The sequence below is a fragment of the Curtobacterium pusillum genome (assembly GCF_007680845.1).
Classification (GTDB): domain Bacteria; phylum Actinomycetota; class Actinomycetes; order Actinomycetales; family Microbacteriaceae; genus Curtobacterium; species Curtobacterium pusillum_B.
In genome coordinates, this window is the sequence record NZ_VEIY01000007.1 from 155,296 (window position 1) to 169,695 (window position 14,400).

The following is a 14,400-nucleotide window of genomic DNA, read 5'->3' on the forward strand; positions in this document are numbered from 1 at the left end:
GTTGTCAGACGACCCGCGCCTCCAGACCGACCCGTCACCAGACGGCGGACTGGAGGCGCGTCTCGCGTCCGTCAGGTCCGGCATCTCCGACGCGGCGCGCGCCGCAGGGCGTCCGGCCGACGACCTGACGCTGGTGGTCGTCACGAAGTTCCACCCGGCGTCCCTCGTCCGCGAACTCGCCGCGCTCGGCGTCACCGACGTGGGGGAGAACCGCCACCAGGAGGCGCAGGCGAAGGCGGCGGAGCTCGCCGACCTGCCGCTGACCTGGCACTTCGTCGGCCAGCTGCAGTCGAAGAAGGCGCGGCAGGTGCGGCGCTACGCGCACGTGGTGCAGTCGCTCGACCGCGGGTCCGTCGTCGACGCGTTCGCCCCCACCGAGGCGGAGCCCGCACCGCGTGTGGTCGACGGGTTCGTGCAGGTCAACCTCACGGACGACCCCGGCCGCGGCGGCGTGCAGCCCGACGACGTCGAGGCGATGGTCGACCGTGTGCTGGCGACCGGGACGATCCGGCTGCGCGGCGTGATGGCGGTCGCACCCCTCGACGAGGAACCCCGTGCGGCGTTCGCCCGGCTGCGGACGATCTCGGAGCGGGTGGTGGCGCTCGCCCCCGACGCCACGGACATCTCCGCCGGCATGAGCGGCGACTACGCCGAGGCCGTGCTGGAAGGCGCGACACACCTCCGGATCGGGACCGCAATCACGGGAAACCGGCCGGTCGCGCCCTAGCCTCGTTGCAAGGGCACCCACGAGCACGACCTCCGGAGGAACCATGGCCAACCCGCTCAAGAAGACGATGGTCTACCTCGGCCTCGCCGACGAGGAACTCGAGTACGAGGACGAGCAGCCGCAGGAACCTGCGCGCCAGCAGGCTCCTCGTCAGCAGCCCGCACCGGCGCCGGCCCCCGCGGCCGCACCGGTCGCGCAGGAGGCCCCCGCGCCCGCCGCCGCCCCGGTGGCGACCGCGGTCCCGGAGACCAAGCACACCCACCAGCGCGGCGCCCAGGTCACCCCGCTCCGCCGCTCGCACACGACCGCACAGAAGGCAGCACCGGTCCAGGAAATGAACGAGATCCTCACCGTCCACCCGCGCGAGTACAAGGACGCCCAGTCCATCGCCGAGAGCTTCCGCGACGGCATCCCCGTCATCATCAACCTCTCGCAGATGACCGAGGCCGACGCGCGCCGCATGATCGACTTCGCGTCGGGGCTGTCCCTCGGGCTCTACGGCAAGATCGAGCGCGTCACGAACAAGGTCTTCCTCCTCTCGCCCGCCCACGTCGCGGTGAGCGGTGAGGCGCCTGAGGTAGAGTCCGACATCGAGGCGTCCTTCTTCGCCCAGTCCTGAGTTCCTCAGGCCCACCAGCCCCGTGAGCGTCGTCACGTGACGAAGCGCACCCGAGCCGAGCGAGCCCCATCGTGTCCGCGATCTTCACGATCCTGTACTTCCTCCTCCTGCTCTACTTCTTCGTGATGTGGGGGCGCTTCGCCCTCGACATCGTGCAGGCGTACAACCGGTCCTGGCGTCCGCGCGGCGGGCTCCTCGTGGCCTCCGAGGTCGTGTACACCCTGACCGACCCGCCCATCCGGACCGTCCGCAAGGCGTTGCCGCCGCTGCGGATGGGGCCGGTGGCGCTCGACTTCGGCTGGACGATCGTCATGCTCGTCGTGATCATCGCGATGACGGTCGTCCGCTACTTCATCTAGTCCGATCCGCGCCGGTCATCCGGCGCGACACGCGCCACGCCCACGAGGTGGGCACGGTTCCCAGCCGCTGTCGGTGTACGGTGGTCGGGATCGATGCTCGCTCCGGCGCGGCATCCGCACCGCACGACCCGACTGGTACATTCGGTCGGACCGAAGCGGTTCCACACGTTCAGCAGTTCTATTGAGGTGACGGCAATGGCTTTGACGCCGGAAGACGTAGTCAACAAGCGGTTCCAGCCGACGAAGTTCCGCGAGGGCTACGACCAGGACGAGGTCGACGACTTCCTCGACGAGGTCGTGGTCGAGCTGCGTCGCCTGACCGCGGAGAACGACGAGCTCCGTCAGCGCCTGCAGGCCGCGGAGTCCGCTCCGAAGCCGGCCCAGGCCGAGCAGCCCGCCCCGACCCCCGAGCCCGAGCCGGAGCCCGCCCCCGTGGCCGCCGCTCCGGAGCCGGCTCCGGTCGCCGCCGCCGCGCCCGCCGCGTCGACGGTCCCCGCGGACGAGGACACCGAGGGCACCACGAACCTCCTCACGCTCGCACGTCGTCTCCACGAGGAGCACGTCCGTGAGGGCATCGAGAAGCGCGACGCGCTCATCGCCGAGGGCACCGCGCAGGCCGCGCGTCTCGTCTCCGAGGCCGAGGCCAAGCAGCGCCAGATCATCGCCGACACCGAGAACACGAACCGTCAGCGTGTCGCCGTGCTCGAGCAGGAGCAGCGTCAGCTCGAGGGCAAGATCGACGAGCTCCGGACCTTCGAGCGCGACTACCGTGCGCAGCTCAAGAGCTACATCCAGGGGCAGCTCGCCGAGCTGGACGGCTCGGGCACCGAGCAGTCCGGTCTCACCCCCGCGCCGGCGTCGGCGCAGGGCTTCGGCAACTGACGTTGTCCCGACCAGCACCACGAGCGAAGGTCAGTGTCCGCGCGATCGCGGCACTGGCCTTCGCCGCTGTCGTCGTGGTGGCGCTCGACCAGGGCGTGAAGGCGCTCGTCGTCGCCAACCTGCCCTACGGCACGGTCGTCCCGGTCCTCGGCAACGCCCTGCAGCTGCTCTACGTGCGGAACCCCGGCGCGGCGTTCTCGTTCGCGGTCAACATGACGTGGGTGTTCTCGATCGTCTCGACCGCCGTCGTCGTCGCGATCATCGTGTTCGCCCGGCGGATCCGCTCGATGTGGTGGGCGCTCGTGCTCGGCATGCTCCTCGGGGGCGCGCTCGGCAACCTGCTCGACCGGCTCTTCCGTGAGCCCGGCTTCGGTCGCGGGCACGTGGTGGACTTCATCTCGACGCCGTGGATGATGCCGGCGATCTACAACATCGCCGACTCGTTCATCTGCATCAGCATGGTGGTCTTCGTGCTGCTCGTGATCCTCGGGGTGAACCTCGACGGGTCGCGGGCGCTGTCCGCGAAGCAGCAGCGGGCGGCGGACGCAGCGGCGACCACGACGGCGACAGACGGGCGCCCTGCGGACGCCCCCCGCGCCTCCAGTCAGGTCGCAGTGACCGACGACCCGCGTGCTCCGCGCGACTCCCGCGACGCCCTCGGGCACGACGCGACGTGACCGAGAGTCGTTCGCTGCCCGTCCCGGACGGGCTCGCCGGTGAGCGGGTCGACGCCGCCATCGCGAAGCTCCTCGGGTTCAGCCGCTCCTTCGCGGCCGACGTCGTCGCCGCCGGCGGGGTCCGTGTCGACGGCGCCGTCGTCGACAAGTCCGACCGGTTGCACGCCGACTCCTGGCTCGAGGTCGAGTGGACCCCGAAGGAAGCGCCGCGGATCATCCCGGTCGAGGTCCCCGGCATGACGGTCGTGCACGACGACGAGGACATCGTCGTCGTCGACAAGCCGATCGGCGTCGCGGCGCACCCGTCACCCGGCTGGGACGGTCCGACCGTGCCCGGTGGGCTGGCCGCGGCCGGCTTCACCATCGCGACCTCCGGTGCCGCCGAGCGCGCGGGCATCGTGCACCGGCTCGACGTCGGCACCTCGGGGCTGATGGTCGTCGCCAAGACCGAGCTGGCCTACACCCACCTCAAGCGTGCGTTCAAGGAGCGCACGGTCGAGAAGGTCTACCACGCCCTCGCGCAGGGCCACCCGGACCCCACGTCCGGCACGATCGACGCACCGATCGGGCGGCACCCGTCGAGCGACTGGAAGTTCGCCGTCACGGCCGACGGCAAGCCGAGCGTGACGCACTACGCCACGCTCGAGGCGTTCCGGTCGGCGACGCTGCTCGAGGTGCACCTCGAGACCGGGCGGACGCACCAGATCCGGGTGCACATGGCGGCGACCCGGCACCCCCTCGTCGGGGACACGATGTACGGAGCCGATCCGGTGCTGGCAGAGGAGCTCGGGCTCACGCGGCAGTGGCTCGACGCGGTGCGGCTCGGGTTCGAGCACCCGCGGTCCGGGCAGTGGGTGGAGTACGAGGCCCCGTACCCGGCCGACCTGCAGCTGGCGCTGGAGCGGATCCGCGCCGCGTAGGGCGCGGGCGGGCCCGCGCCCGCCGAGCGGGCACTTTCCGTCCCGCTCGCCGCGCGCCGGCGGCGCTTCGCGCCCGCTCGGCGCGCCGCGCGCGGCGCGTCCCGCCCGCTCGCCGCCCGGCGGCCCGGCTGCGCCGGCGCGGCCGGCCGCCGCCCGCTCCGCGCGAGCGGGCACTTTCCGTCCCGCTCGCCGCGCGCGAGCGGCGCTTCGCGCCCGCTCGGTGACGCGCGTGCGGCGCGTCCCGCCCGCTCGCGGCGCGGCCGCGCCGGCGGCGGTGGCCGCCGCTTGCTCTGCGCGAGCGGGCACTTTCCGTCCCAGTCGGGGCGAGCGGGCGGCATGTTGCGCCCGCTCGGCGACGCGCGTGTGGCGTGTCCCGCCCGCTCGGCGACGCGCGTGCGGCGTGTTACGCCCGCTCGCGGGGCGGCCGCGCCGGCGGCGTGGCCGCCGCCCGTGCCGCGCGAGCGGGCACTTTGTGGCCCGGTCGGGGTGTGCGGGCGGCACGTTCCGCCCGCTCGGCGGTGGGCGTGCGGCGTGTTGCGCCCGCTCGCGGGGCGGGCGGGGCGGGCGGGGCGGGCGGGGGCGGACGGGAGGCGCGGGGCGGGGGTGACCCGCGCCTCCCGTCCGACAAGGGGTGGCGCAGGACGCGTCAGGACCTGGCCGAGGCGGGCTGCTGCGCAGGCGCGGCCGGCGCGGCCGGCGCGGCGGGCTGGCGACCCGGCAGGAGGACGGCCATCGCGGTGGCGAACGCCGTCACACCGATCGCCCACCAGAACGCCTGCTGGAACGCCCCCGCGACGTCGCCGCCGGCGGCAGCTCCGGCCAGGACGACCGCGAGCACGGCGGTCCCGAACGCGCCGCCGAGCTGCTGTGCCAGGCGGGTGATCGTGCTGGCGTGGGGCATCTCCGGCCGTGCGAGTCCGACGAACCCGACGGCCATGATCGGGATCATCACCGCGCCGAGTCCGATGCCGCGCACCACGAGGACGAGTCCGATCCACCACGGGCTCGTGGAGCCGTCGGCGAAGGCGAAGGGGATCGTCGCGAGCAGCACGATGGCGAACCCGACGATCGCGACCGTGCGGGCTCCGATCCGATCGGTGAGGCGGCCGGCGAGCGAGCGGCTGAGCAGTGAGCCGACGCCCTGCGGGATGAGGAGGAGCCCGGCGCCGAGTGCGTCGGCGCCGCGGAGCTCCTGGAACGACAGGGGGAGGAGGAGCATGCCGCCGTAGAGCGCGGCACCCATCAGGAACATCAGGGTCGCCGCAGCCGCGAGCGGGCGGTGGCGGAGTAGTGCCAGGTCCACGAGGGCCGACTCCCGGCGACGGGTCGCCCAGAGGACGAACGCGGCGAGGAGCACGACGCCGGCACCGAGCGGACCCCAGACGTCGAAGCGTGCGAACCCGTCGGCCCGACTGGCGTTGCTGAGGCCGTACAGGACACCGACCACGGCGGGGGAGAGCAGCACGAGCCCCACCGTGTCGAGTCGCGCCTTGCCGGTGGGGCCGTCCGTGGGGATGAACCGCCACGCGAGGACGAGTCCGACGGCCGCGAACGGGACGTTCACCCAGAACAGCCACGGCCAGCTGCCGGCGCCGAGGATCAGGCCGCCGATGACCGGACCGAGGATCGGGCCGAGCGCGGTCGGCAGCGACACGACGGACATGAGCTTGCCGACGCTCCTGCCACCCGCAGCCTGCATGAGCAGCGTGGTGAGCAGCGGCATCATGGCGCCGGCGCCGATCCCCTGGACGACCCGGAACACGATGAGGCTCGAGACGTCCCAGGCCAGCGAACACAGGATGCTGCCGACCAGGAACACGACGAGCGACGCCATCCAGAGGCGTCTCCCACCGACCCGGTTCTGCAGCCAGCCGACGAGCGGCACGGTGACGCCCATCGCGAGCAGGTAGCTCGTGCTCACCCACTGGATGGTGTCGACGCTCGCTCCGAGGTCACGGCTCAGGGTGTGGAGGGCGACGCTGACGATGGTCGAGTCGAACAGCGGGGCCATCGCGCCGACGACGAGGGCGATGGCGAGCCGGGAGAGGTTCCGGTCCATGGTGCTCCTTGGATACTCTGTCGTTTCTTAATGAGCACGACGCTAGCCCCCGCTGTTAAGATACGCAAGTGGATCTTGTGAAGACGCGCCGCCGCGGGGCGGAACTCGAGGAGGCGCTGCTCGACGCCGCCTGGACGGAGCTCCAAGCGGTGGGGTACGCCGCGCTGACGTTCGACGGCGTGGCCGCACGGGCCGGCACGTCGAAGCCCGTCCTCTACCGGCGCTGGCCGGGGAAGGTGGACCTCGTGCTCGCGGCGCTGCAGCACGGCGGCCTGTTCTCACGGCGGGAGCTGGTCGACACCGGGTCGCTCCGCGGGGACGTGCTCCGGGCGCTCCGGGACTTCAACGCGTACCGCTCGGGCTTCATGGCGGCGATCAGCGTCTACATGGCGAGCATCAACGTCGAGACGGGCCTGTCGCCGGCCGACCTCCGCGAACGGCTGCTCGGCGGCCGGTCGACCATCGGCCGGGTGATGCTCGAACGGGCGGCCGCGCGCGGGGAGATCCCGGCACGGGACTGGCCCGACGGGATCGCGTCGCTGCCGTCCGACCTGGTCCGGCACGACCTCGTGATGTCGCTGAAGCCCCTGCCCGACCGTCGGATCGTCGAGATCGTCGACGACATCTGGCTCCCGCTGGTCAGTTGACCGGAGTGCACGACGACGGCGCGCCGGACGCGCCCGGGAATGTGGGCGGTCGAGGTTAGGCTGTCAACGCCCCGCAGCAGCTCCTTCGAACCGGAGGTTCCGTGTCGGATTCCGACTCCTTCGTCCACCTGCACGTGCACAGCGAGTACTCGATGCTCGACGGTGCCGCCAGGCTCTCCGACCTCGTGGCCGAGACCGCCGCGCAGGGCATGCCCGCCGTGGCGGTGACCGACCACGGCAACATGTTCGGCGCGTTCGAGTTCTGGAAGGCCGCCAAGGCCGGCGGCGTCAAACCGATCATCGGCACCGAGGCGTACATCACGCCCCGCACCCACCGGTCCGACAAGACCCGTGTCCGCTGGGGCGACGGGGGCGGCGACGACGTGTCCGGTTCCGGCTCGTACACGCACATGACGATGTTCGCCGAGAACACGACCGGCATGCACAACCTGTTCCGGCTGTCGTCGAAGGCCTCGCTCGAGGGGTACTACTTCAAGCCCCGCATGGACATCGAGCTGCTGCAGGAGTACCACGAGGGCATCATCGCCACGACCGGCTGCCCCTCCGGCGAGATCCAGACGCGCCTGCGGCTCGGGCAGTACGACGAAGCGCTCAAGGCCGCGGCGGACTACCGCGACATCTTCGGCAAGGAGAACTACTTCGCCGAGGTGATGGACCACGGGCTCGAGATCGAGCGTCGGATCATGAGCGACCTCATCCGGCTCGCGAAGGACCTCGACATCCCGCTCGTCGGCACCAACGACCTGCACTACACGCACTCGCACGACGCCAAGTCGCACGCGGCGCTCCTCTGCGTGCAGTCCGGCTCGACGCTGAACGACCCGAACCGGTTCAAGTTCGACGCCGACGAGTTCTACCTCAAGACGCCGGCACAGATGCGGCACATCTTCCGCGACAACCCCGAGGCCGCCGACAACACGCTGCTCATCGCCGAGCGGTGCAACGTCGAGTTCGACACCGCGGCCAACTACATGCCGAAGTTCCCGGTGCCCGAGGGCGAGACCGAGCACTCCTGGTTCGAGAAGGAGGTCGCTGCCGGCCTCCAGTACCGGTACCCGGGCGGCATCTCGAAGGAAGTCCAGGACCGCGCCGACTACGAGGTCGGGATCATCAACCAGATGGGCTTCCCGGGGTACTTCCTCGTCGTCGCCGACTTCATCAACTGGTCGAAGAACAACGGCATCCGGGTCGGTCCGGGTCGTGGTTCCGGTGCCGGTTCGATGGTGGCGTACGCGATGCGCATCACCGACCTCGACCCGATCCGGCACGGCTTGATCTTCGAGCGGTTCCTCAACCCGGACCGCGTCTCGATGCCCGACTTCGACGTCGACTTCGACGACCGGCGCCGCGGTGAGGCGATCAAGTACGTCACCGAGAAGTACGGGTCCGAGCGCGTCGCGCAGATCGTCACGTACGGGACGATCAAGGCGAAGCAGGCCCTCAAGGACTCGTCCCGCGTCCTCGGCTTCCCGTTCGGCATGGGCGAGAAGCTCACCAAGGCGATGCCGCCGCCCGTGATGGGCAAGGACATCCCGCTCACCGGGATCTTCGACAAGGACCACCCCCGCTACAAGGAAGCCGTCGACGTCCGCACGGTGGTCGAGACCGACCCGGAAGCGAAGACGGTGTTCGACACCGCGCTCGGCCTCGAAGGGCTGAAGCGCCAGTGGGGCGTGCACGCTGCCGGCGTCATCATGTCGAGCGACCCGCTGATCGACATCATCCCGATCATGAAGCGGGAGCAGGACGGCCAGATCGTCACGCAGTTCGACTACCCGGCAGCGGAGTCGCTCGGCCTGATCAAGATGGACTTCCTGGGGCTGCGGAACCTCACGATCATCAGTGACGCCCTCGACAACATCAAGACGAACCGCGGGATCGAGCTCGACCTCGAGACCATGGGGCTCGAGGACCCCGAGGCGTACGCGCTCCTGCAGCGTGGCGACACCCTCGGCGTGTTCCAGCTCGACGGCGGCCCGATGCGCGGGCTCCTCCGCCTCATGAAGCCGGACAACTTCGAGGACATCTCCGCGCTCATCGCCCTGTACCGTCCGGGGCCGATGGGTGCGAACTCGCACACGAACTACGCGCTCCGCAAGAACGGCGAGCAGGCGATCACGCCGATCCACCCGGAGCTCGCCGAGCCCCTGGCCGACATCCTGGACCAGACCTACGGTCTGATCATCTACCAGGAGCAGGTCATGGCCATCGCGCAGCGCGTCGCGGGCTTCTCGCTCGGACAGGCGGACATCCTCCGCCGCGCGATGGGCAAGAAGAAGAAGTCGGAGCTGGACAAGCAGTACGCCGGCTTCGAGAAGGGCATGCAGGACAACGGCTACTCGGCCGCAGCGATCAAGATGCTGTGGGACATCTTGCTGCCGTTCTCCGACTACGCGTTCAACAAGGCGCACTCCGCCGCGTACGGCGTGGTCTCCTTCTGGACCGCGTACCTCAAGGCGCACTACCCGGCCGAGTACATGGCCGCGCTGCTAACCTCCGTCGGCGACGCCCGCGACAAGCTCGCGCTGTACCTCAACGAGTGCCGTCGGATGGGCATCAAGGTCATGCCGCCGGACGTCAACGAGTCGATCGGCTTCTTCGCGGCCGTCGGCGACGACATCCGCTTCGGCATGGGCGCGATCCGCAACGTCGGCTTCAACGTGGTCGACGACATCGTCAAGGCCCGCACCGAGAAGGGGGCGTTCGAGTCCTTCCACGACTTCCTCCGGAAGATCCCGATCTCGTCCGCGAACAAGCGCACGGTCGAGTCGCTGATCAAGGCCGGCGCCTTCGACGAGTTCGGTGACAGTCGCCGGGCCCTGGTCGAGATCCACGAGGCCGCGGTCGAGGGTGCGGTCAAGGTCAAGCGCGACGAGGCCCACGGCAACGTCGGGTTCGACTTCGACTCCCTGTTCGCCGAGGTCGCCGAGGAGCAGCCGGAGTCGGCCGCCGTCTCGCAGGTCCCGGACCGCCCGGAGTGGTCCAAGCGGGACAAGCTCGCGTTCGAGCGCGACATGCTCGGGCTGTACGTGTCCGACCACCCGCTCGCCGGACTGGAGATCGAGCTCGCGAAGCACCAGTCGATCACCATCGCGGACCTCATCGGCGCCGACGACTCGGTCGAAGGCGAGACCGTCACGGTCGCGGGGCTCCTGACGAGCGTGCAGCACCGTGTGGCGAAGACGAGCGGCAACCCGTACGGCATCGTCCAGATCGAGGACTTCGGCGGCGAGATCGGCGTCATGTTCCTCGGGAAGACGTACCAGGAGTTCGGACCGTCGCTCGTCGCGGACTCGATCGTGGTCCTCCGCGGCCGGGTGAACGTGCGCGACGACGGCAAGGCGCTGCACGCGGTGAGCATGTTCCAGCCGAACGTCGGGGACGCGATGGGGTCCGGGCCGCTGACGCTCAGCGTGCCGGAACGCCAGGCGACGACCTCGACCGTGACGGAACTGGCCGCGGTGCTCAGCCGGCACAGCGGCGAGACCGAGGTCCGGCTCAAGCTCATCAAGGACGACGTCGCCCGCACGTTCGAGCTGCCGTTCCCGGTGAACCTGACCCCGGACCTGTTCGGCGAGCTGAAGAGCCTGCTCGGGCCGCGCTGCCTGGTGTAGGGGCGCGGGTGGCCGTCGGCGCTCCGGGCCCGGAGGTCCTGGCCGCGTTCGGCGTGCCCGGCGAGCCGCTCGAACGGCTCGCCGGCGGACGTGGTCTGACCTGGCGGGCCGGGGCCGTGGTGCTGCGGCCGCACGACGGCGCGGCGGTGACGGACTGGCGGGCCGAGGTCCTCGCGACGCTCGACCACAGCGCGGCGTTCCGGACGCCGCGCCCGGTCGCGGCCCGGGCCCGCGGCACATTCGCCGTGGACGCGGGCGTGCGCACGCCCGGCAGGAGCTGGCGCGTGGGGGAGTGGGAAGCGTGGGAGTGGCTCCCCGGGCGGGCCGACGAGACCCGTGTCGACGAGGTCATCCGCGCCGGCCAGGCCTTCCACCAGGCCATCGCCCACCTCGACCGACCGGCGTTCCTCGCCTCGAGGGACGGTACGACCGACGACCACGCCGCGAACGCGGTCGCCGCTGGGAACGCCTGGGACCGCGCCGACCGGATGGCCTGGGGCGAGGAGCCCCTCCTGCCCGGCCCGGCCCTCGACCGCCTCGGGACGGCGTTCCGCCCCGTGCACGCACCGTCGCAGCTCGTCCATGGCGACCTGCTCGGCAACGTCCTCTTCGCCGACGGTCACCCGCCCGCCGTCATCGACTGGCCGCCGTACTGGCGCCCGGCGGGCCTCGGCGCGGCGATCGCGGCCGTCGACGCCGTCTGCTGGCACGGCATCCCGCTCGCTCGGCTCGACGCGCTCGGCCACGGGATCCCGGAATGGGGTCAGCTCCTCGTCCGCGCCCTCACGTTCCGCATCGCCACGCTGCACCTGCTCGGCGTCTGGGACGCCGACGCAGCAGCGCAGCACCGGCCCGTCGTCGACGCGCTGGTCTGACGGACTGGAGGCGCGGTGCGGGCCCGCACCGCGCCTCCAGTCCGCCCTGGGGTCGCGTCAGACCCCGCGGCTGGTGAACGCGCGGATCCGCGCCACGAGACGTGGGCTGCGGGCGCCGAACGTGAGTGCCGTGAGGCGGCGGAACGAGACCGTGGCGCGGTGCACGAGCAGCCCGGTCGCCTCCGCGATGTCGGAGACGGCGTGCCACCGGGCCCGGAGCGCCGCGGGATCGATGTCGCTCGCGGCTGCCATGCGCACCAGCTGGACGAGGCTCGCGCCGTCCTTCCACGTGGTGCTCTGGTTCTCGAAGCGGCGCAGGATGCGGTCGATCGCCGTCGCCCGGTGGTTCGTCACCGCGTGCGACCACCGACGTTCCTGCGCCACCGGGTCGACCAGGATCCACCGGGGTGCGTTGGCGTTGAGGGTCGAGAGCTGCGCGAAGGTCTCCAGTGCTCCGAGGGCGACCGCGACGTCGAAGATCTGTCGTGGGCGTCCGCCGACCGCGATGGCGGCGCCGGGGAAGGACTGTCGGGCCACCCGGACCTGGGCCTTCGGCACGATGATGGTCACGACCGTGTCGTCGGAGGCCGCCGCCAGCGTCTCGCGGACGCGCGACACCACTTCGTCGGTGATGACCGTGGGCAGGTGGAGCGCGACCCGGACCACGTCGTCGTCGGGCAGGAAGGCGTCCGCGAAGACGTCCACGGCGTCGCGGTAGCGAGCGAGGAACAGTGCGATCGCGCCCGCGTAGAACGGGTAGCGCTCGAGCAGGATGCGCTCGTGCTCGAGGCGGAGCGACGGGCCGCGGTCACCGCTGAAGCTCGTCGACCCGGTGTGCAGGACGAGCGCCCGGTTCGCGAGCACCGAGGTGTACCCGTGCTCGTTGATGCGCAGGCAGAAGTCGTTCTCCTCGCCGTAGCCGGGGGAGAACACCTCGTCGAACAGTCCGAAGCGGTCGACCATCTCGCGGCGGACGAGGAAGCAGAAGCCCATCGCCACCGGCGACACCGTCGAGCGGGGGAGCAGGTACTTCGTCCGACCGTGGAGTTCACGGGTGCGGCGCGGTGCGAGGTTCGCCCGAGGGTTCCGGCGGGCGTAGGGGAACGACGCGATCGTCGCGTTGTCGCTGCGCGCGCAGACCACGCCGATCGAGTCGTCCGACGCGAGGACCGCCGTCATCTCGTCGAGGAACCCGGGCATCGGGACGGTGTCGCTGTTGAGGAGCAAGACGTCGTTGCCGGTCCGGTCGAGCTCGAGGACGGCGCGGTTGCAGTTGCCGACGAACCCGAGGTTCTTCTCGTTGCGGGTGTACTCGAAGCCGTCGTGGTCGCCGACGAGCTCGAGGACACGGGCTTCGATCGTGTCGACGCGCGGGCCGACGTCGTTCGCGAGCAGGACCCGGTCGACCGAGAAGTCGACGGTCTCGAGGAGCGCCTCGATGCAGCGTTCGAGACCCGGGAGGTCGTCGTAGATCGGGACGACGATCGTGACCGGGCGGCGGTCGCGGGTCACCGGCGCGCCAGCTTCCGGACGACGACGCCGGGCCGGGCGAGGAGCCGTCCGACGGTGCCCGAGCGGGACCGCACGCGGTTCGCCAGCAGGCCCACCGCCGCGCGGGCGCTCGTCGCGCCGAGCGACGCGTAGGCGCCGGGCAGCTCGAACCAGTACCGGGCGGCCTGGGGGAGTCGGTAGCCCTCCGTGCCGACCAGCGCGACCAGGCGCTCGATCGCCGCGGCGTTGTCGTGACCGGCGCCCATGACGGCGGCGAGCCGGTCCGGGGCAGCCGCACCGTGCCTCCTGGCAGTGGCCGGGTCGGCCGCGTACGCGGCGAGGGCGTCGGCGAGGGCCGCGGTGTCGTCCGCGTCGACCAGGGTGCCGGTGACGCCGGGGTCGACGAGTTCCGCGCTACCGCCCTGACGGGTGGCGACGACGGCCTTGCCGAGCGTCATGTACTCCGCCGTCGTGCGGCCGAACGCCTCGATCGTCGAGGGGGTGATGCAGACGTCGGCGGCCTCGATGAACGGGGCGGGGGTGTGCTGCTCGCCGGCGAACACGACGTGCTCGGCGACGCCGAGGGCGCGCGCCCGTTCCGTGAGGCGTTGGTCTTCGCCCGGGTGCTTCCAGCTGCCCACGAAGCAGACGCTCGCGGTCACGCCGCGCTCACACAGGGCACCGAGGGCGTCGATGACGCGGTGCTGGCCCTTGGACTCCTCGACCCGACCGAGCACGGTGATCCGGAGGCCGGGGTCGGACCGCGGGAACGGCAGGACGGCCGGCGCTTCGTCCTTGGTCGCCAGGAGGCGCTCGGTGTCGACCGTCGGGTAGGCGACGGACAGCTTGTCGGCGGGCACGTACTGCGCGAGGTGGGCGCGCATCGCCTCGGAGTTCGTGATGACCGCACCTGACAGGAGGCCGATGTCACCGAGGGTGCCGGCGCGGCCGGTCTGGAACTGCAGGCCGTGGTCGAGGTCGCCGTACTCGCGGACGAACCAGGCCTGCGGGATGCCGAGGACGGCGGCGGCGAACGACGCCCACGGGGCGACGAGGGTGTTCGTCACGACGAGGTCGGGGCGCTGGCGCTCGTACTTCCGGATGATCGCGTTCACCGCGGCGTAGTCGACCGTGGCGAACGCGGCGCGCTCGGCGGCCGGGGCCGGCTGCGGACTCGGCAGGGCCCACCCGCGGAACCGGAGGGCGTCGTACGCCCAACCGCGTTCTTCGAGGGCGTCGATGAACTTGCCGCGAGGGGCCTTCGTGACGAAGGTCGGCGTGAGCGTCGGGTCTTGTGCCTGCCAGTCCTCCACGAAGCGGAGGAGAGACCGCTCAGCTCCACCGAGGTTCACCGGTGCGGTGGAGTGGTTGGCGAAACTGACGATCACCTTGTCACTCTACAAAGGAATCGGCGAGTCTTCGTCACGTCGAGCCCCTCTGGGGACAACTCGCGCCCACGATCCGTGCATCATGCAACTCGTGTGCGAGAATGTCTCGTCCCCGAAAACC

12 protein-coding genes are annotated in these 14,400 nt (G+C 71.2%); 9 read left to right on the plus strand and 3 right to left on the minus strand.

Features of this window, described 5'->3' with window-relative positions:
- The first annotated feature begins 1 nt into the window (after position 1).
- From FS825_RS15100 to FS825_RS15125, 6 genes are all read left to right on the plus strand, one after another.
- Positions 2-727, plus strand: a complete 726-nt coding sequence (locus FS825_RS15100; RefSeq protein WP_144714507.1) for a YggS family pyridoxal phosphate-dependent enzyme — start codon at positions 2-4, stop codon at positions 725-727.
- Positions 728-770: 43 nt separating this feature from the next.
- Positions 771-1,346, plus strand: coding sequence for a cell division protein SepF (locus FS825_RS15105; RefSeq protein ID WP_144714510.1), 576 nt, complete (start codon positions 771-773; stop codon positions 1,344-1,346).
- 71 nt (positions 1,347-1,417) lie between these two features.
- Entirely contained in the window at positions 1,418-1,705 is a 288-nt protein-coding gene (locus FS825_RS15110) for a YggT family protein (RefSeq protein WP_395886340.1), read from the plus strand.
- A 195-nt stretch (positions 1,706-1,900) separates the two neighbouring features.
- Positions 1,901-2,587 carry a DivIVA domain-containing protein gene (locus FS825_RS15115; RefSeq protein ID WP_186377269.1) on the plus strand — a complete coding sequence of 229 codons (687 nt, stop codon included), beginning with the start codon at positions 1,901-1,903 and terminating at the stop codon, positions 2,585-2,587.
- Positions 2,588-2,589: 2 nt separating this feature from the next.
- Positions 2,590-3,264, plus strand: coding sequence for a signal peptidase II (gene lspA / locus FS825_RS15120; protein ID WP_260981253.1), 675 nt, complete (start codon positions 2,590-2,592; stop codon positions 3,262-3,264).
- Positions 3,261-4,184 (plus strand): RluA family pseudouridine synthase, encoded by a 924-nt coding sequence (locus tag FS825_RS15125; protein WP_144714513.1) that lies wholly within the window; start codon positions 3,261-3,263, stop codon positions 4,182-4,184. The genes lspA and FS825_RS15125 overlap by 4 nt, the downstream gene beginning before the upstream one ends.
- A gap of 646 nt (positions 4,185-4,830) precedes the next feature.
- Here the strand turns inward: FS825_RS15125 and FS825_RS15130 are convergent.
- A complete protein-coding gene (locus FS825_RS15130; RefSeq protein WP_144714516.1) occupies positions 4,831-6,243 on the minus strand; it encodes a DHA2 family efflux MFS transporter permease subunit in 1,413 nt (470 codons plus the stop codon).
- Between the two features lie 68 nt (positions 6,244-6,311).
- Between FS825_RS15130 and FS825_RS15135 the strand changes: the two genes are divergently transcribed.
- The 3 genes from FS825_RS15135 to FS825_RS15145 all read left to right on the plus strand — a co-directional run bounded on the left by FS825_RS15135 (position 6,312) and on the right by FS825_RS15145 (position 11,400).
- Entirely contained in the window at positions 6,312-6,890 is a 579-nt protein-coding gene (locus FS825_RS15135) for a TetR/AcrR family transcriptional regulator (RefSeq protein WP_222126946.1), read from the plus strand.
- A gap of 152 nt (positions 6,891-7,042) precedes the next feature.
- Complete coding sequence (gene dnaE, locus FS825_RS15140; protein ID WP_395886362.1) at positions 7,043-10,525, plus strand: DNA polymerase III subunit alpha; 3,483 nt, start codon at positions 7,043-7,045, stop codon at positions 10,523-10,525.
- Positions 10,526-10,533: 8 nt separating this feature from the next.
- Complete coding sequence (locus FS825_RS15145) at positions 10,534-11,400, plus strand: hypothetical protein (protein ID WP_144714522.1); 867 nt, start codon at positions 10,534-10,536, stop codon at positions 11,398-11,400.
- Positions 11,401-11,457: 57 nt separating this feature from the next.
- On the opposite strand, the gene FS825_RS15150 is transcribed toward FS825_RS15145, so the two are convergent.
- Together FS825_RS15150 and FS825_RS18860 are read right to left on the minus strand one after the other, a co-directional pair.
- The gene (locus FS825_RS15150) at positions 11,458-12,912 is read right to left on the minus strand and encodes a glycosyltransferase family 2 protein (protein WP_186377270.1); all 1,455 of its coding nucleotides are present in this window, start codon (positions 12,910-12,912) and stop codon (positions 11,458-11,460) included.
- Positions 12,909-14,279: a glycosyltransferase family 4 protein gene (locus tag FS825_RS18860; RefSeq protein ID WP_144714529.1), complete on the minus strand. Its 1,371-nt coding sequence runs from the start codon at positions 14,277-14,279 to the stop codon at positions 12,909-12,911. The genes FS825_RS15150 and FS825_RS18860 overlap by 4 nt, the downstream gene beginning before the upstream one ends.
- Between the last annotated feature and the right edge of the window lie 121 nt (positions 14,280-14,400).